17 protein-coding genes and 1 pseudogene are annotated in these 16207 nt (G+C 60.3%); 7 read left to right on the top strand and 11 right to left on the bottom strand.

Annotated features, from left to right (window positions below):
* Window positions 1-44: 44 nt before the first annotated feature.
* Together aguA and ACZZ0A_RS13605 are read left to right on the top strand one after the other, a co-directional pair.
* Entirely contained in the window at window positions 45-1154 is a 1110-nt protein-coding gene (aguA, locus tag ACZZ0A_RS13610) for an agmatine deiminase (RefSeq protein WP_463543302.1), read from the top strand.
* Between the two features lie 2 nt (window positions 1155-1156).
* Window positions 1157-2254, top strand: coding sequence for an extracellular solute-binding protein (locus ACZZ0A_RS13605; RefSeq protein ID WP_463543301.1), 1098 nt, complete (start codon window positions 1157-1159; stop codon window positions 2252-2254).
* 335 nt (window positions 2255-2589) lie between these two features.
* Here the strand turns inward: ACZZ0A_RS13605 and ACZZ0A_RS13600 are convergent, their stop codons facing one another.
* The 3 genes from ACZZ0A_RS13600 to ACZZ0A_RS13590 are packed head-to-tail and all read right to left on the bottom strand — an operon-like array spanning window position 2590 to window position 5133.
* Window positions 2590-3219, bottom strand: a complete 630-nt coding sequence (locus ACZZ0A_RS13600; protein ID WP_463543300.1) for a DNA-3-methyladenine glycosylase family protein — start codon at window positions 3217-3219, stop codon at window positions 2590-2592.
* A 1-nt stretch (window position 3220) separates the two neighbouring features.
* On the bottom strand, window positions 3221-4018 hold the full coding sequence (locus ACZZ0A_RS13595; RefSeq protein WP_095113565.1) for an isocitrate lyase/PEP mutase family protein: 798 nt from the start codon (window positions 4016-4018) through the stop codon (window positions 3221-3223).
* A 32-nt stretch (window positions 4019-4050) separates the two neighbouring features.
* Entirely contained in the window at window positions 4051-5133 is a 1083-nt protein-coding gene (locus ACZZ0A_RS13590; RefSeq protein WP_007915654.1) for a bifunctional transcriptional activator/DNA repair enzyme AdaA, read from the bottom strand.
* A gap of 210 nt (window positions 5134-5343) precedes the next feature.
* On the opposite strand from ACZZ0A_RS13590, the gene ACZZ0A_RS13585 reads away from it, so the two are divergent.
* Window positions 5344-5757 (top strand): VOC family protein, encoded by a 414-nt coding sequence (locus tag ACZZ0A_RS13585; protein WP_007915656.1) that lies wholly within the window; start codon window positions 5344-5346, stop codon window positions 5755-5757.
* Here the strand turns inward: ACZZ0A_RS13585 and ACZZ0A_RS13580 are convergent.
* Window positions 5754-6374 (bottom strand): LysE family translocator, encoded by a 621-nt coding sequence (locus ACZZ0A_RS13580; protein ID WP_463543299.1) that lies wholly within the window; start codon window positions 6372-6374, stop codon window positions 5754-5756. The genes ACZZ0A_RS13585 and ACZZ0A_RS13580 overlap by 4 nt on opposite strands.
* Window positions 6375-6649: 275 nt before the next feature.
* On the opposite strand from ACZZ0A_RS13580, the gene ACZZ0A_RS13575 reads away from it, so the two are divergent.
* The 3 genes from ACZZ0A_RS13575 to ACZZ0A_RS13565 all read left to right on the top strand — a co-directional run bounded on the left by ACZZ0A_RS13575 (window position 6650) and on the right by ACZZ0A_RS13565 (window position 10336).
* The gene (locus tag ACZZ0A_RS13575) at window positions 6650-7264 is read left to right on the top strand and encodes a biliverdin-producing heme oxygenase (protein ID WP_007915661.1); all 615 of its coding nucleotides are present in this window, start codon (window positions 6650-6652) and stop codon (window positions 7262-7264) included.
* Window positions 7261-9498, top strand: coding sequence for an ATP-binding protein (locus tag ACZZ0A_RS13570; RefSeq protein ID WP_463543298.1), 2238 nt, complete (start codon window positions 7261-7263; stop codon window positions 9496-9498). Before ACZZ0A_RS13575 ends, ACZZ0A_RS13570 begins: the two co-directional genes overlap by 4 nt.
* Before the next feature lie 250 nt (window positions 9499-9748).
* On the top strand, window positions 9749-10336 hold the full coding sequence (locus ACZZ0A_RS13565) for a LysE family translocator (protein ID WP_463543297.1): 588 nt from the start codon (window positions 9749-9751) through the stop codon (window positions 10334-10336).
* Between the two features lie 121 nt (window positions 10337-10457).
* On the opposite strand, the gene ACZZ0A_RS13560 is transcribed toward ACZZ0A_RS13565, so the two are convergent.
* The 5 genes from ACZZ0A_RS13560 to ACZZ0A_RS13540 all read right to left on the bottom strand — a co-directional run bounded on the left by ACZZ0A_RS13560 (window position 10458) and on the right by ACZZ0A_RS13540 (window position 13695).
* Entirely contained in the window at window positions 10458-10766 is a 309-nt protein-coding gene (locus ACZZ0A_RS13560; protein ID WP_463543296.1) for an antibiotic biosynthesis monooxygenase family protein, read from the bottom strand.
* 22 nt (window positions 10767-10788) lie between these two features.
* Complete coding sequence (locus ACZZ0A_RS13555; protein WP_463543295.1) at window positions 10789-11772, bottom strand: zinc-dependent alcohol dehydrogenase family protein; 984 nt, start codon at window positions 11770-11772, stop codon at window positions 10789-10791.
* Window positions 11773-11833: 61 nt separating this feature from the next.
* Window positions 11834-12136 (bottom strand): ArsR/SmtB family transcription factor, encoded by a 303-nt coding sequence (locus ACZZ0A_RS13550; protein ID WP_007910618.1) that lies wholly within the window; start codon window positions 12134-12136, stop codon window positions 11834-11836.
* Window positions 12137-12322: 186 nt separating this feature from the next.
* On the bottom strand, window positions 12323-13156 hold the full coding sequence (locus ACZZ0A_RS13545) for an AraC family transcriptional regulator (RefSeq protein ID WP_095113559.1): 834 nt from the start codon (window positions 13154-13156) through the stop codon (window positions 12323-12325).
* Between the two features lie 35 nt (window positions 13157-13191).
* Window positions 13192-13695, bottom strand: a complete 504-nt coding sequence (locus ACZZ0A_RS13540) for a VOC family protein (protein ID WP_463543294.1) — start codon at window positions 13693-13695, stop codon at window positions 13192-13194.
* A 131-nt stretch (window positions 13696-13826) separates the two neighbouring features.
* Here ACZZ0A_RS13540 and ACZZ0A_RS13535 point away from each other — a divergent pair.
* A pseudogene (locus tag ACZZ0A_RS13535) lies at window positions 13827-14018 on the top strand (hypothetical protein); the annotation flags it as partial.
* Between the two features lie 345 nt (window positions 14019-14363).
* On the opposite strand, the gene ACZZ0A_RS13530 reads toward ACZZ0A_RS13535, so the two are convergent.
* Both ACZZ0A_RS13530 and ACZZ0A_RS13525 read right to left on the bottom strand, forming a co-directional pair.
* Window positions 14364-15032 carry a class I SAM-dependent methyltransferase gene (locus ACZZ0A_RS13530; RefSeq protein ID WP_463543293.1) on the bottom strand — a complete coding sequence of 223 codons (669 nt, stop codon included), beginning with the start codon at window positions 15030-15032 and terminating at the stop codon, window positions 14364-14366.
* A 130-nt stretch (window positions 15033-15162) separates the two neighbouring features.
* Complete coding sequence (locus tag ACZZ0A_RS13525) at window positions 15163-16074, bottom strand: carboxymuconolactone decarboxylase family protein (protein ID WP_463543292.1); 912 nt, start codon at window positions 16072-16074, stop codon at window positions 15163-15165.
* Window positions 16075-16207 lie beyond the last annotated feature (133 nt).

Below are 16207 nucleotides of genomic sequence, written 5' to 3'. Positions count from 1 at the left end.
CCCTTAGCCTGTGGTCATTCCCATCGCGAAGACGAGGTTTGACCATGGCACGTTTGCTCGACTCCACCCCCAAACAGGACGGCTTCCGTCTGCCCGGCGAATTCGAAGCCAAGTCCGGCTGCTGGCTCGGCTGGCCGGAGCGCACCGACGTCTGGCGCAACGGCGCGAAACCGGCGCAGAAAGTCTGGGTGCAGATCGTCACCGCCATTTCCCACAGCGAACCGGTCACCGTCTGCGCATCGGCCGCGCAGTTCGCCACGGCGCGTCGGCAGTTGCCGCCGCAAGTGCGCGTGGTCGAGATGACCTGCAACGACACCTGGTTTCGCGACAGCGGCCCATGCTTTGTGGTCAACGATCAGAGCGGTGAAGTGCGCGGCGTCGACTTCGAATTCAACGCCTATGGCGGTCTTGACGGCGGCCTGTATTACCCGTGGGACAAGGACGACCAGATCGCCAGCAAGATCCTCGAAATCGAGCGCTTCGACCGCTACCGCGCGCCGCTGATTGCCGAGCTGGGCGGCATCCAGAGCGACGGTCAGGGCAGCATCCTCACCACCGAACAATGCCTGCTCAACCGCAATCGCAACCAGCATCTGGGCAAGGACGAAGTCACCCGACGCCTGACTGATTACCTCGGTGCCGAGCAAGTCATCTGGCTGCCACGCGGCTGCAAGTTCGACGAAACCGATGGCCATGTCGATGACCTCGCCTGCTTTGTGCGTCCCGGTGAAGTGGTGTTGCAATGGACCGACAACCGCGACGATCCGCAGTGGGAAATCTATCAAGAAGCCTACGACATCCTGCGCAGCACCCGCGACAGCCGTGGCCGCGAGTTGATCGTGCACAAGCTGCCGCAACCGGACGTGCTCGAGTGGACCGCCGAAGAAGCCGACGGCCTCGATCAGCAGGACAGCACCCACACTCGTCAGGCCGGCACGAAAATCTGCGCGTCGTACATCAACTACTACGCCGGCAACAGCTCGATCGTTGTGCCGCTGTTTGGTGATCGTAACGACAAGGTTGCCATGGCGACGCTGGCCGAACTGTTCCCGCAGCACAAGATTGTCGGCATCGAGAACTCCCGGGAAATCCTTCTCGGCGGCGGCAACGTCGCGTGCATCACTATGCCGCAATACGCCGGCAAAGGAGTGTGATCATGCGCCTGCACAAACTGACTCAAGCGTTATTGCTGGTGCTTGCACCCCTGTGTGTGCAGGCCGCTGACTCCGCCAAACCGGTGGTTAATCTGTACATCTGGGGCGAGTACCTGGCGCCGGATACCCTGAAGAATTTCGAGGCGCAGACCGGCATTCATGTGGTCGCCGATCACTTTGATTCGCTGGAAACCGTCGAGACCAAATTGCTCACCGGGCGCAGCGGCTACGATCTGGTGTTGACCGCCGGACAGCACCTGTCGCGGGCCATCGAGAGCGGCGCGATCCAGCCGTTGGACCAGGCCCGGGTGCCGCATTTTGCAGGCGTCGGTGAAGAGTTTCGCCAGCACATGGCGGTGTTCGATCCGGGCAATCGCTATGCCGGGATTTACGCTTGGGGCACCACTGGCGTCGGCTATCAGGAGGAGGCGATCAAGCAGCGTCTGCCCGATGCACCGACGGACAGTTGGGCGATGTTGTTCGATCCGGCGGTGGTGGCGAAATTCGCCGATTGCGGGGTGAGTCTGCTCAACGATCCCAACGAAGTATTCGCCGCTGTCATGAAGTACATGGGGCTGGACATCAATCGGCAAAATCTTGATGACTTGAAACTCGCCGAGCAGCAACTGGCGAAGATCCGGCCGTATATCCGCTATTTCGACAATGATCTGAATATCAGCGATCTGGCCAATGGCAATACCTGCGTGGCGATGTCGTGGAACGGCAATGTCGCCATTGCGGCGGGGCAGGCGGAGGCGGCGAAGAAGCCGTTCAAGTTGAGTTACCGGATTCCGAAAGAGGGTGCGTTGATCTGGTTTGATGCCATGGTCGTGCCCAAGGACGCGCCGCATCCGCAGGCCGGGTTGGCGCTGATGGATTATCTGATGACGCCGGAAGTGATTGCGCCGATCACCGACACCATTCACTACGCCAATGCGATCACGGCGGCGGATGGTTTGGTCGATGCCGCAATACGCAATGATCCGGGGACGTATCCCTCGGCCGCCGTCAGGGCCACGCTGTACAGCAAAAATGATAATGGCAAGGCGTTCAATCGGGCGCTGATGCGGGCGTTCAGCCGGTTGAAGTCCGGGCTGTGAAAAGCAGACCCTCACCCCAGCCCTCTCCCGGAGGGAGAGGGAGCCGAGCGAGGAGTCTTGCGTTATACATCGACCTGAAAAACCGAGTCGATTATGGATCTAAGTCTTGGCGTTCATGGATTCAAAGACGTTATTTCAGGTCGACGTAAAATCTCCAATATCCTCCAATCAGTCCCCTCTACCTTTGGGCGGTCCGACGTTTCGGGCGGGTTAGGGTGAGGGCAGTCGATTATGGAATTGAGAAGTCTTGGCGTTCATGGATTCAAAGACGTTATTTCAGGTCGACGTGAATCTCCAATCTCCCCCAATCAGTCCCCTCTCCCTCTGGGAGAGGGCTAGGGTGAGGGCAGCGGTTTAGGCACCCGCCACAAATACCAAGCCGCCACCGTCCGAAAAGGACTCCAGGCCAACCCGATCTCAACCATCTGCCTGCGCGTTGGCTGCACCTCCAACCCCTTCAAACGCCGATACCCCTCACGCACACCAAAGTCATCGGCCGGCAGAATATCCATGCGTTCCAGGCTGTAAATCAGCAACATCTCCACCGTCCAGCGACCCACCCCGCGCAAACTGACCAAACGTTCGATCAACGCCTCATCGTCCATCGCCAGCGCCGTGGCGTAATCCGGCACCACGCCATCCAGCGTCGCCTGGGCAATCCCTTGGATCGTCGCAATCTTGCCCGCGGAAAACCCGCAACTGCGCATGCGCTCAAAATTCGTCGCAAGGATTTGCTCCGGCCGCGGAAACGACTGCCCAGGAAACAACCCCACCAGCCGCCCGACAATCGCATCGCCGGCCTTGGCATGCAGTTGCTGATAAGCAATCGCCCGCACCAGCGACTCGTAGGGATCACGCGCCGGATGCGGTTGATGCCGGCACGGGCCGACCGCTGCGATATGGCGTTGCCAGTCCGCATCGAGCGCGGCCAGAAACTCTCTGGCCGCTTGATAGGCATCAGGCATGTTATTTCAGCAAGCCGTTGACTTCGCCGTAGGTGAAAGCCTTGAGATCATGGGTATCGAGTTTGCCGCTGGCCAGAAAGCTTTTTACCAGCCCACCCATGGCGCCATAGAGGAATTCGGCGATGCCGGAACCCGCGCTCAAGCGGCGCACGCCCAGCGCTTGCAGTTCTTGCGGCGAAGGCAGGCAAGCGAAACCCAGGACATTGACCGGCAGCGTCGTGCCTTTGCAGATGGCCTCGATTTCATAGGCCGAGGTGACGCCCGCCGCGAACAAACCATCCGCGCCGGCCGCTTGATACAGCGCCGCGCGGTGCAGGGTTTCGGCGACGCGATCCTCGGCCGGCACAAGGCTTTTCAGATAGACATCGGTGCGTGCATTGATGAACAGCTGCACCTCGCGCTTGTTGGCCACCTGTCGCGCCACTTCGATCTTGCGCGCGAGCAACTCGGGATCGGCAGAACCGTCCTCGATATTGATGCCCACGGCCCCCGCTGCGATCACCGCATCCAGCACTTCGGCGACGCGCCCGAGGTCATCGGAATAGCCGGCCTCGACATCCACGGTCAAGGGAATGCTGATCACCCGGGCGATGGATTCCACCGTCGACACCAGACGTTCAAGGGGCAGGGTGTTGCCGTCCGGGTAACCGTGAGCCCAGGCCACTGCCGCACTGCTGGTGGCCACGGCTTTACCGCCCAGGTGCTCGACCAGTCGCGCACCGGTGGCGTCGGCGACATTGGTCAGAATCAACAGACCTTGCTGGTGCAACTGGTGAAACTGCGTAGCGAGCGCGTTCATCAAAAATCCTTCTTGTCAGTTGATTCGGTGGGTCAGAATGCCAGTTGTTGGGTGAGTTGCACGGCGGCGTTTTCCAGCCGCAGCAGAAACGCCTTGCGCGGTTGTCCACCACCATAGCCGGTGAGCGAGCCATCCGCGCCGATCACCCGATGGCAGGGCACCACAATCGATAACCGATTGTGCCCGTTGGCCAGACCGACCGCGCGACTGGCGCCGGGTTTGCCCAAACCGGCGGCGATGGCGCCGTAGGTGCTGGTGTGGCCGTAAGGTATCTGCAGCAGCGCCGACCAGACCTGCCGGGCGAACTCGCTGCCGGGCAGGTGCAGTGGCACGGTAAAGGTCGTCAGTTGACCGGCGAAATACTGCGCCAGTTGCTGCTCGATCTGTTGCAGATGTGGGTTGTGCCCCGGCGCGACCGCATAGCCGTAGCGGTGTTGCAGTTCTTCGACTTCGCGGGTCAGCGCCGGGCGATCAAGAAACTCCAGCAGTACCAGGCCACGCCGCTCGGCCATGGCAATCATCGGCCCCAGCGGGGTGGTCAGTCGGGTGAACAGCAGCGGCTCGCTGTGTTCGGCGCGACCGGGGGTGATGTGGAATGACTTCTGGAAAGCATCACGAAAACCGCTGAGCGATTCATAACCGGAATCAAACGCGGCGTGATCAATCGAGGTGCCTTGCTTGATCCCGCCCAGCGCCATGCCCAAGCGGCGCGTTCGCAGCCACGCATGGAAGGTCATGCCGAAGTGCTGCTTGAACCAACGGCGCAGCTTTAGCGGCTCGATGCCTTCAGCGAGTAATTGTGCGTCGCTCCAGCGCAGCTCTGGATCGGCCTCCACGGCGGTGAGCAGGCGCTGCACCCAGTCCGGCGCGATGGCCGCCGCGTCCAGCGGTTTACAACGCAGGCAGGCGCGATAGCCCGCCGACAGACAGTCATCGGCCTGGGCGAAGAACTCGACGTTCTCCGGTTTCGGCTTGCGCGCCGTGCAGCTGGGGCGGCAGAAGATTCCGGTGGTTTTCACGGCCGTAAAGAACACGCCTTCATAGGCAGTGTCGCGTTCGAGCATGGCGCGAACCATTTCGGCGTGGGGCGGCAGGACAGCGGTTTGTATGTTCATGGCTCGAGAGTAAAACCAGATTCTCGATGGCTCCACCGAAAAATCGACAGTGAATTTTCAAATCCCCTGAACTACCGTGTAGGAGCTGCCGCAGGCTGCGATCTTGATCGTTCCCACGCTCTGCGTGGGAATGCAGCCTGGGACGCTCCGCGTCCCAAAATCCCAGATCGCCGCTATCGGCAGCTCCTACCGTTTGTTGAGGTGTGCCCGATGCATCCGTTTTCCATCCAACACATTGATCACATCGTCCTGCGCGTCGCGGATCTGCAACGCAGCATCGACTTCTACGGCCAGGTGTTCGGCGCCGAAGTGGTCAAACGCAACGAACCGCTGGGCCTGATACACCTGCGCGCCGGCACTTCGATGATTGATCTGGTCGACCTGCAAGGCGAACTCGGCCGCAAGGGCGGCGGGGCGGCCGGGGCCGAGCGACGCAACGTCGATCACTTTTGCCTGCGCATTGAGCCATTTGATGAGGCTGCACTGATTGCACATCTGCAAACCTTCGGCCTCACCGCCGCAAAAGCCGAATCACGCTTCGGCGCCGAAGGCAAAGGGCTGTCGCTGTACTGCTTCGACCCGGACGGCAATCAGGTCGAACTCAAAGGCCCGTCCGAGGCTTAAGCGCGTTTGGCCATCAACAGCACCGAAGCCGCCGCCGACAGCAGGCCTGCGCAGCAACGATTGAACATTCGTTTGCCGCGCGGCTCGGCGAACCAGCGGCGCATGTGCAGGCCCATCCACGCGTAGGCGCTGATGGCGATCCACTCCAGCAGCAGAAACAGCACGCCCAGCACCGCAAACTGCGCCGGCACCGGGCGTGCCGGGTCGACGAACTGCGGCAGAAACGCGGTAAATAACAGGATCGCCTTCGGATTGCCCGCCGCCACCAGAAACTCCTGCCGCGCCAATGCAAAAAAACCAACGGTCACGCCCGTCACCTGCTGCTCGGCCTCAGGATTGGCCCGCCATAACTGCCAGGCCAAGTACAGCAAATACGCCGCGCCAATGATCTTGATCGCATGGAACAACCATTCTGAAGTTTGCAACACCACCGACAGACCGGCACCGGCCAGCGCGATCATCCCGGCGAACGCCAGAATCCGCCCGATACCCGCCGTGCAGGCGCGGCGAAAGCCATAACGCGTGGCGTTGCTGATCGATAGCAGATTGTTCGGCCCGGGGGCCATGTTCAGGGCGAAACAGGCCGGAAGAAACAGGATGAGCGTGGCGAGATCCATGGCGGCACTCCAGTAACGAGAACGATATTTTTATCACAGCCTCCGGGCGCCCAGACCCATACAGTCACGCGGTGCTGTCGCGGTACAGCGCCCGGCGCCGTTGGGCAACGCGGTCGAACTTTTTGCAGATGCCTTCACTCTGAATGACTCAGAGGGTGATGGTTTCGGCAGAAATAACTATCCGGCCGGTCAGAAACCGCGATAGCCGTGTAAAATTTCGCCGACGTTGCACTCACCCCGTTTGGCCCCAGGCGGCCCCACCAAGAGCGATCTACATGCAAGCAAAGGCCCGTGAAGTTTATGTGCCACCGGTGCTGCAAGATCTGCGAGCCGGCACTGCCGAGCTGCACATCGCGCTGGAAAAACGCCTTCCCTTTTTCTCCGATACCCTCGATACCCAGGCCTTTGTCCGGCTGGTGCAGGCCTATTACGGCTTCTATTTACCGCTGGAAAACGCACTGCAGCAAAGCGATGCAATCCCCACCGATTTTGATCTGGCGCCCCGCCTCAAAACGCCAACCCTGCGCGCCGACCTGCTAGCTCTGGGCGTATCCGCCGCAGCGCTGCAAAGCCTGCCGCACTGCCAGCAGTTGCCGATCATCGACTCAAGCGCTGCCTGCCTGGGCGTGCTCTACGTCCTCGAGGGCGCGACGCTCGGCGGGCAGATTCTGCGCCGCGAAATCTCTTCACGGTTAGGCCTGGAAGCCAACAACGGCGCGGCCTTTCTCGATATCTACGGCGCCGCCACGGGCCGGCGCTGGCGCGATTTCATCGAATATCTGGGCAATCAGCCGATGAGCGCCGATGAGCGCGCCGCCGTCGTCACAGCGGCACAAACCACATTCAGTTGTTTCGAGCGCTGGCTCGAAAGCCGGGAGGTACTGGCATGAACCCGCAAGACAAAGAAGCCTTTGAAGAACTGCTGGCCAACTGTGCCGATGAGCCGATCCGTTTTCCCGGCGCGATCCAGCCCCACGGTTTGTTGCTAACCCTGAGCGAGCCTGAGTTGGTGATCATTCAGGTCAGCGCCAATGTCGAAACGTTGCTGGCCCGAGAGCCGCAAAGCCTGATCGGCCAGCCGCTGGAAAGCCTGATCGGCGACGCCGAAGCGGCAAAAGTGCGCGAGGCCTTGCTGCAACCGTCGCTTTCCGACTTGCAGCCACTGCGCTTCAGGCTCAACGGCACCGCGTTCGAGGGTTTGTTGCATCGTCATCAGGGCGTATTGATTCTGGAGCTGGAAATCCACGTCGAGAACTTCCAGCCGCGCAACGTCGCCGGCAACCAGACTCATCTGGGGCGCATGCTTCAGCGTCTGCAAGCGGCGACCACGTTGCAGGCGCTGTACGACATCAGCGTCAAGGAAATCCAGGCCATGACCGGTTACGACCGGGTGTTGATCTATCGTTTCGAGGAGGAGGGCCACGGTCAGGTCATCGCCGAAGCCTCCGACCCGTCGATGGAAGTGTTCAATGGCCTGTTCTTCCCGGCCTCGGACATTCCCGAACAAGCGCGCGAGCTGTATCGCACCAATTGGCTGCGGATCATCCCCAATGCCGACTATCAACCAGTGCCGCTGCTGCCAAAGTTGCGCCCGGACACGAACACGCCGCTGGACCTGAGTTTCGCCACCCTGCGCAGCGTGTCGCCGATCCACTGTCAGTACATGAAGAACATGGGCGTGCTGTCGTCGATGAGCATTTCCCTGCTCAAGGGTGACAAGCTCTGGGGCCTGATCAGTTGCGGCAATCGTCAGCCACTGCACGTGCCGCACGAATTGCGCGCGGCGTGTCAGACCATCGGCCAGGTGCTGTCGCTGCAGATCAGCGCCATGGAAGCGCTGGAGATCAGCCGTCAGCGCGAAGAAAAAGTCGAAGCCTTGGCGCTGCTCAATCAAGCGATGATCGACTCGCCGCAGAATGTCTTCGACGGCCTCGCCAATCAGCCGCAGACCCTGATGGCGCTGACCAATGCCGGCGGTATTGCAATCATCGAAGACAAACAACTGCACCGCTACGGCAACTGCCCGGAGCCGGAAGACATTCGCGCCTTGCACAAGTGGCTGCAGGACAGCGGCGAGGCGGTGTTTGCCAGTCATCACCTGGCCAGCGTCTATCCGCCGGCCGCGCAGTTCCAGCAGGTGGCCAGCGGCGTGCTCGCCATGAGCCTGCCGAAACCGGTGGACAACGGCGTGTTCTGGTTCCGCCCCGAGGTCAAGGAAAACATCAATTGGAGCGGCGATCCGCGCAAGCCGCTGGACCTGGAAAACTCCGACGCCGGCCTGCGCTTGCGCCCGCGCACCTCGTTTGAAATCTGGAAAGTCGAGATGGCCGGGATCTCCACCAAGTGGAGCCACGGTGATCTTTTCGCCGCCAATGATCTGCGCCGTTCGGCACTGGAAAACGATCTGGCCCGGCAGGTGCGCCGCGAGCAGGAAGCGGTGCGCGCCCGCGATGAGCTGGTGGCGGTGGTCTCCCACGATCTGCGTAATCCGATGACGGTGATCTCGATGCTGTGCGGCATGATGCAAAAGGCCTTCAGCTCCGACGGCCCGCACACTTCGCGCCGGATCTCCACCGCGATCGACACCATGCAACAGGCTGCCGGACGCATGAACACGCTGCTGGAGGACTTGCTCGACACCTCGAAAATCGACGCCGGACGCTACTCCATCACCCCACAAAAGCTCGATGTCGCGCAGATGTTCGAAGAGGCGCAGGCGCTGCTTGCACCGTTGGCACTGGACAAGGACATCAGCATTTCCTTCGCGGCCGATCCTGATCTGCGCATTCATGCTGACCCGGAGCGGCTGTTCCAGGTGCTGTCGAACTTGGTCGGCAACGCGATCAAGTTCACCCCGCGACTGGGCAGGGTGGGCGTGCATGCCACCTCCGTCGGCAATGAAATCGTCTTCACTGTTCGCGATAGCGGCGAAGGCATTCCCAAGGAGCATCTACCGCATGTGTTCGACCGTTACTGGACGGTGAAAGAGGGCAACCCGACCGGTACCGGCCTTGGTTTGTACATCACTCAAGGCATCGTCGAAGCCCACGGCGGACGGATTTTCGCCGAGAGCGAACCGGGGCAGGGCAGCGAGTTCCGCTTCACCGTGCCGCGTCTGGACTGAGCGTAGATTTTAATGTGGGAGCGAGCCTGCTCGCGAAAGCGGTGGGTCATGTGATCGTTCCCACGCTCCGCGTGGGAATACCTCAACGGACGCTCTGCGTTCGGCTCTGAAGGGGACGCGGAGCGTCCCAGGCTATATTCCCACGCAGAGCGTGGGAACGATCAGGATCACAGGGGCATTTTCTTCAATACCGGGGATCGGGTGCTGGTTAGGGTGAGCACCTTGTTCCTCGATTTGAAGCAGGTGTGCGATGAGTCTGATTGTTTCGATGGCGGCGTTTGCGCTGGCGGCGTCCATCACGCCGGGGCCGGTGAATATTGTGGCGTTGAGTTCCGGGGCGCAGTTCGGTTTTCGCGCCAGTCAGCGGCATGTTGCCGGGGCCACGTTGGGGTTTGTGTTGCTGCTGGTGCTGATGGGGCTGGGCTTGCATGAGGTGCTCAAGCTTTGGCCGTTCATGACCCGGGTGGTGCAACTGGCCGGTGTGGCGTTTCTGCTGTTCATGGCGTGGAAGCTGGCCATGGATGACGGGCAATTGAATGCCGGTGATTCCGGACGGGCGCCGTCGATGCTGTACGGCGCGGTGATGCAATGGCTCAACCCGAAAGCCTGGCTGGCCTGCGTCGCGGGCATGGGCGCGTTTGTCGCCGATGGCGAGGCGCGGCTGGTGTGGCAGTTTGCGGCGGTGTATCTGGTGATCTGTTATCTGTCGGTCGGCTGCTGGGCGTATGCCGGGACGTTTTTGCGTGGGTACTTGAGCAATGCAACGGGGATGCGCTGGTTCAATCGGAGCATGGCGGGGTTGTTGGCGCTGAGTGCTATCTACCTGCTGCTACCGTAAACCCTGTAGGAGTGAGCCTGCTCGCGATAGCGATGTATCAGTCAATATAGATGTCGACTGATAGGCCGCTATCGCGAGCAGGCTCACTCCTACAATGAATCGCGGTGTAGCCGAGAGATCATTAGTCGAACGGCTGCTGAAAGGCGCCGCCCTCAATGTGATACACCTTTGGCTCTTCGGAAAAATATTCCTCCAGACCCAGCATGAACAGCCGATGGTCCTCACTCGCTTCAAACCCCGGCGTGTGATCCTCAAGGGATTGCCAGCGCACAATCAAATTGAACACCTCAGGCGTTTCAATTCCCTGCGCAAGCAAGTGCCCGCCGTAACCCTTGGCGTGCCTGAGCAGTGGCTCGACCCCGGCAAATGCCTGCCGGAAGGCTTCGGTGTTCCCTGTGTGAACGGGCAGTAAAGCGATCTCATAAATCATGGTGTTCTCCTCGGGGCTGGGTTCAGCGATTGGCGAGTTCGGGCGACGGCACGACAGCAATCGCAATTTTCCCTTGAACGCCGTTGTTGGGCGTTTCCAGCCGGGCATGGGCGAGGCCGATGTCGGCCAGCGGATAGACCGCGCCGACGTGCGGGCGCAACTGACCGTTGGCGATCAATGCGCTCAACTCGTCGAGTTTGCCGCGATTCTGTCGGGTGAACACGAAGTGGTAGCTGGCGTTCTTGCCCCAGGCCTGAATCAGGTTTTGCGGCTGGGCAAGGTCCACGATCGACACCACGCGGCCAAGCTGTGCGAGGGCGTCGGGGCTGCGCGCCAGGGTGTTGCCGCCGATGGTGTCGAAGACGACATCGACGCCACGACCCTCGGTTTCGCGCAGGATCGCGGCGACATAATCTTCCTTTTCGTAATCGATCAGCACATCGGCGCCCATCTGCCTGGCGAACTCGAAATTGCCTTCACGCACAGTGGTGAAGACCTTCGCGCCGATGGCTTTGGCCAGCTGAATCGCGACATGACCAACGCCGCCCGCGCCGCCGTGGATCAGAATGCTCTCGCCGACTCTGAGCGCCGCCCGCACGACCAGCGCTTCCCACGCCGTGCCGCCAACCAGACTCAGGCTCGCCGCTTCAAGATGGCTGAGCGTGGCCGGCTTCTTGCCGACAATGTTTTCGGCCGCGACGTGGTACTCGGCATAACTGCCTGGACCGTCGAAAATCTGCGGGGTGTACCAGACTTCGTCACCCGGCATGAACGCTGTCACCCCCGGGCCGACCGCTTCGACAACGCCAGAGACGTCGTGCCCGGTGATGGCTGGCAGGGGCACCAGATCGGCATAGTCGCCACGGCGCACCTGATAATCCAGCGGATTGATGGAGGTGGCGTGCACCCGGACCAGCACTTCTCCCGCGTGTGGCACTGGTTTGGGCACTTCACAAAGTTCGAACGATTGTGCGCCGCCAAATGAAGTAAGGATCATCGCTTTCATTGCATTTCCTCGTTTCGGTAAAAAGGGATATCGGGAATTATCGATATCTTGGGGCAAAAAATTACAGCTCGCTGCCGATGATCTCGGCCAGCGCACTGATCGCTGCTTCGTTACGTTTGTAATAGGTCCACTGCCCAATGCGCCTGACCTCGACCAGGCCTGCGCGTTGCAGCGTCGCCAGGTAATCGGACACCGTCGACTGCGACAGCCCGACGCCTTCCTGAATACTGCTGACGCAAACGCCCACCGTGTGCACGTCACCTTCATCCTGGGGAGGAAAGTGCTTCTCGGGATCCTTCAGGCCTTTGAGGATTTCCAGGCGTGTGCGGTTCGAGAGGGCTTTGAAGATTTCGAGTAGGTCCATGCCGCGAAGATATCGGAATTTACCGATATGTCAATATCTGAATGTGTTGGCCAGCGATTGATCGTTCCCATGCTCCGCGTGGGAATGCTTCATCGGACGCTCTGCCTCCGGCTCTGGAAGGGACGCGGAGCGTCCCGGGCTACGTTCCCCACGCAGAGCGCGGGAACGATCAATCGGGGCAAACCATCAGCCGCGATATTGGCCGGGCGTTGCCGCCAAATGCTGCTTGAACGCTCGCTGAAAATGCGCCTGATCGGCAAACCCGGCTTCCAGCGCCACATCGGCAATCAACTGCCCGCTGCGCAAACGCTCGCGGGCGAACTGGATGCGCTGGTTGACCAAAAAGGCGTGGGGCGTCATGCCGTAATGCTGTTTGAAGGCGCGGATCAGGTACGAAGGCGACAGTTGTGCCGCCGTGCAGATGTCGTCGAGGTTCAGCAGCTCGGTACAGTGTTCGCGGATGAAATCGGCCGCGCGTTCCAGCTTGAAATTGGGTTCGCGCAGCGAGGGGCCGGCGGGATTCAACCGCAGTTGCAGGTCGCTGAAAAACTCCACTGCTGCGCTCTGTTTGCGCAGTACGTCCTGCTGTTCGTCGACCAATGTTTCATAAAATCCATTCAGGTCGTTGAACAGCGCGGTGTCGTCGAGATGAGTAGTGGAGAAACGCCGAAACTCAAGATCACTGGCGAACCCCAACTGATGCTGCAAATCCGTCAGCCAGGGCGTTTCGACGTACAGCATCACATACGACCATGGCTGATCATCGATCGGATTGCACGCATGCACATCGCCGGGATTCATCAGCACCACGGTGCCTGCCGCGACTTCGAACTGCGCCTGCTCATGCACATAGGTGCTGCGACCGGCGGTGATTGCGCCAATGGAAAAGTGCGCGTGGGAATGCCGCGCATAGCAGACCTCGCGGCCATCGGCGATGGCCCGCGCTTCAATGAACGGCAGCGCCGCGTCGCGCCAGAAACGCGGGGCTTTTTCAGGGTTTTTGGCGGCAGCGTGTTTCATCGTTGTTATTCCCGGCAGGCCAGCGCGCCAGTGTATTAGCTCTGGCCGGCAAAGGCCCGTTCGAGTTCGGCAATGTCGAGTTTTTTCATCGTGAACATGGCCTGCATCGCTCGCTGCGACTTGGCGGTGTCGGCATCCAGCATCATGTGCATGAACGCCACCGGCACGATCTGCCACGACACGCCGAACTTGTCCTTGAGCCAGCCGCATTGCTGGGCTTCGACGGGGCCACCCTCGGACAGGTTGCCCCAGAAATGGTCGACTTCTTCCTGATTCTGGCAGTTGACCTGAAACGAGATCGCCTCGCTGAATTTGAACATCGGCCCACCGTTGAGGCCGGTGAAGGTCTGGCCATCGAGTTCGAAACTGACGGTCATCACCGCACCTTCCGGCTTGCCGTGAAATTCCTGACCGACCTTGCTGTAGTGGGTCAGGCCGGTGATTTTCGAATGATCGAAGATCGAGCAATAGAACTTCGCAGCGGCTTCGGCCTGATCGTCGAACCACAGGCAGGGCGTGAGTTTCTGAAAGCGTTGCATGGCAGTCATCCTCGGCAGGTTAGACACGCAGGATTAACAGCGTAGTCAGTCCTTGGTCGATTGCCGGTGCCGTAGATCGACAAGTTAGCGGGCGTCAGATCGTAGTCATAACGACTAGAGATTGAGTCAAATTGACCGGCATCTACGGCGCTTATCTCTACAACGGTCAGACGCCGATTGCGCTGCTGGTGGCGATGCACGCCCTGACCATCCTCGGCCCAACCCTGATCAAGATCGGCTACGTCATGCGCCTGCTGGCGCAGCACCGCATCCGCGGTCCCGAAACCACTGTGGGAGCTTGCCTGCAAGCGATTGCGGTCTGATATTCAACATTGATGTCGCCTGAAATACCGTCATCGCGAGCAGGCTCACTCCCACAGGTTTGTATGGTGGTCGCAAATTCCTGGCACACCCAAAACCACTGTGGGAGCTGGCTTGCCAGCGATTGCGGTCTGATATTCAACATTGATGTCGCCTGAAATACCGTCATCGCGAGCAGGCTCACTCCCACAGGTTTGTATGGTGGTCACAAATTCCTGGCACACCCAAACCACTGTGGGAGCTGGCTTGCCAGCGATGAGGCCAGCACCTTCAACATCAATGTTGACTGACCCGACGCCATCGCTGGCAAGCCAGCTCCCACAATGATTGATGGTGTTTCTGAAATCTCAGCGGCGCTCGGCAACCATCAGCAACGACTGCGGCACTGGACTTTGCGGATGCTGTGGCTCCTGCAAACCGGCCAATTGGAACCCGGCCATGTCCAGCGCATTCAGCCAACTCGACAACGTGCGGAAATACCACGGCATCGGCTGCCACTGACCTTTGAATCCCGCGAACGATTCTTCGCGCCAGCCATCCTGATAATCGCCTGCCGCGACAGACCATGGATGCAGTGTCTGAATGACCACAACACCTGTGGGAACAAGCAAGGCATTCATCGCGGCAAGCAGCGGAATTATGTCTTGATGCAGTAGCGAGAAATTCGCGCACACCAGGTTGTAGTCACGACCGATATCGACCTTGCCATCGACCAGCGCTTCGTAACTCGCAACATGCACCCGCGCCGCCCCCGCCAGACGCGCCGCCTCGATCAGCCGCGCATCGCCATCCACACCGACAGCTTCAATCCCGCGATCCGCCAGCGCCCGCAACAACCAGCCTTCGCCGCAACCCAGATCAAGTACGCGCTGCGGTTGGCGGCCCATGATCGCCAGCAGAGTCGCCTGATCGGTAACCTGCTGACGGCTTTCAATGGCGCCGCTGCGGATCGCTTCGATCCAGGCATCAGCGTTGGCATGCCAGCTCTGCAAAAGGCTGGATTCGGGGGAGGGCATGGCGGTGTCCCGACTTTTGAAAACCACAGTATGGACGCTGAACGCGGGCAAGGGCTTGTAGATCAGCGCATTCACCACAACCCCGAACGCCGATTTTCTTTAAGACATCGATATCAGGTCCATTTTCAGGTCATTTTTTCGAAGCCGCCAAAACCTCCTTGAGCGCTGCATTCGCACGTTCGGCAGTCTGCGCATCCTCGTGTTTTTTCAACTGCTCAGTGACCTCGCCCAACTGTGCCGCGCTGAGCCCGACGCGCAAGCTTGCCGCCATATGCGCGCGCAGTTGCGGTTCCACGCCCGGCGTCGCTGCCAGCGCGCCGACAGTGGCCAGTTCACGGCTTTGCCAGTCGAGGTTGTCGCGCTCGAAGATGTCGCCGAACAGGTGGGTTTGCAAAAACTGGTTAATCACTGGGGCGAACTCGAACACCGGGCCTTTGACCGGAGCGCCCGAGATCTTCGTTTGATTCGCGGTGCCGGCGGCCAGCAGTTCATCCCCGACTGGAATCGCCCGGCCCGGCTCACGCCCCGGCGCATCTTCGATGCCGCGTTGTTGGCGCGCCTGCACCACGGTCATGAGCTCATTCAAGGCATTGAGGCTGCGCGGGAAGCCGACGTAGGCGTAGAGCTGCACGAGAATTTCCCGGGTTTCGCTGATCGTCAGGCCAGCGTCCAGTCCTTGGTTGAGGGCCGCGTTGAGGTTGGGCATGTCGCTGGTCGCCATGAACGCAGCAATCAGTGGAATCGTCTGTTGTTTGCTCGAAAGGGCTTGTCCGGTGGTTTGCGCGGTGGTCATGGATTTCGGTGCCTCGGCTGCTTGGGTGGTAAGGCTGAACATCGCGCCAACGCTCAGGCAGAGCGCCATGAGTGCGGGGAGGGCAGCGCTGCTGCGTGTGTCAGTGGCCATCGTGAAAGGCTCCGTCCACTGTGGTTCTGCGATTCTCTGGGTATCCGTGGTCGGGCCATAACCACGGCTCAGGCCCATGCAGCCAAAGCCGAGGGCGGATACTTCGAGTGAACGGATGCCGAGTGTGCGCTTGTGCATGTCGATCTCCCATTGGGCGTGGGGGAAAGACTAAGCGAGGTGACTGGTGGGGACTAGACGGATAAATCGGGATGGCTTGATGAGTTCTGCTCATCAATCTGCGGAAGGCGGCAAAGCGAAAGTGAGGGTGTGA

This window comes from Pseudomonas sp. AC242, from assembly GCF_979258655.1.
The sequence above is the reverse complement of the archived record's forward strand: the minus strand, read 5'-3'. Positions and strand labels throughout refer to the sequence as shown.

Coding starts and splice junctions, on each gene's coding strand:
- aguA (WP_463543302.1), top strand. CDS start 45: ATGGCACGTTTGCTCGACTCCACCCCCAAACAGGACGGCTTCCGTCTG.
- ACZZ0A_RS13605 (WP_463543301.1), top strand. CDS start 1,157: ATGCGCCTGCACAAACTGACTCAAGCGTTATTGCTGGTGCTTGCACCC.
- ACZZ0A_RS13600 (WP_463543300.1), bottom strand. CDS start 3,219: ATGCCTGATGCCTATCAAGCGGCCAGAGAGTTTCTGGCCGCGCTCGAT.
- ACZZ0A_RS13595 (WP_095113565.1), bottom strand. CDS start 4,018: ATGAACGCGCTCGCTACGCAGTTTCACCAGTTGCACCAGCAAGGTCTG.
- ACZZ0A_RS13590 (WP_007915654.1), bottom strand. CDS start 5,133: ATGAACATACAAACCGCTGTCCTGCCGCCCCACGCCGAAATGGTTCGC.
- ACZZ0A_RS13585 (WP_007915656.1), top strand. CDS start 5,344: ATGCATCCGTTTTCCATCCAACACATTGATCACATCGTCCTGCGCGTC.
- ACZZ0A_RS13580 (WP_463543299.1), bottom strand. CDS start 6,374: ATGGATCTCGCCACGCTCATCCTGTTTCTTCCGGCCTGTTTCGCCCTG.
- ACZZ0A_RS13575 (WP_007915661.1), top strand. CDS start 6,650: ATGCAAGCAAAGGCCCGTGAAGTTTATGTGCCACCGGTGCTGCAAGAT.
- ACZZ0A_RS13570 (WP_463543298.1), top strand. CDS start 7,261: ATGAACCCGCAAGACAAAGAAGCCTTTGAAGAACTGCTGGCCAACTGT.
- ACZZ0A_RS13565 (WP_463543297.1), top strand. CDS start 9,749: ATGAGTCTGATTGTTTCGATGGCGGCGTTTGCGCTGGCGGCGTCCATC.
- ACZZ0A_RS13560 (WP_463543296.1), bottom strand. CDS start 10,766: ATGATTTATGAGATCGCTTTACTGCCCGTTCACACAGGGAACACCGAA.
- ACZZ0A_RS13555 (WP_463543295.1), bottom strand. CDS start 11,772: ATGAAAGCGATGATCCTTACTTCATTTGGCGGCGCACAATCGTTCGAA.
- ACZZ0A_RS13550 (WP_007910618.1), bottom strand. CDS start 12,136: ATGGACCTACTCGAAATCTTCAAAGCCCTCTCGAACCGCACACGCCTG.
- ACZZ0A_RS13545 (WP_095113559.1), bottom strand. CDS start 13,156: ATGAAACACGCTGCCGCCAAAAACCCTGAAAAAGCCCCGCGTTTCTGG.
- ACZZ0A_RS13540 (WP_463543294.1), bottom strand. CDS start 13,695: ATGCAACGCTTTCAGAAACTCACGCCCTGCCTGTGGTTCGACGATCAG.
- ACZZ0A_RS13530 (WP_463543293.1), bottom strand. CDS start 15,032: ATGCCCTCCCCCGAATCCAGCCTTTTGCAGAGCTGGCATGCCAACGCT.
- ACZZ0A_RS13525 (WP_463543292.1), bottom strand. CDS start 16,074: ATGCACAAGCGCACACTCGGCATCCGTTCACTCGAAGTATCCGCCCTC.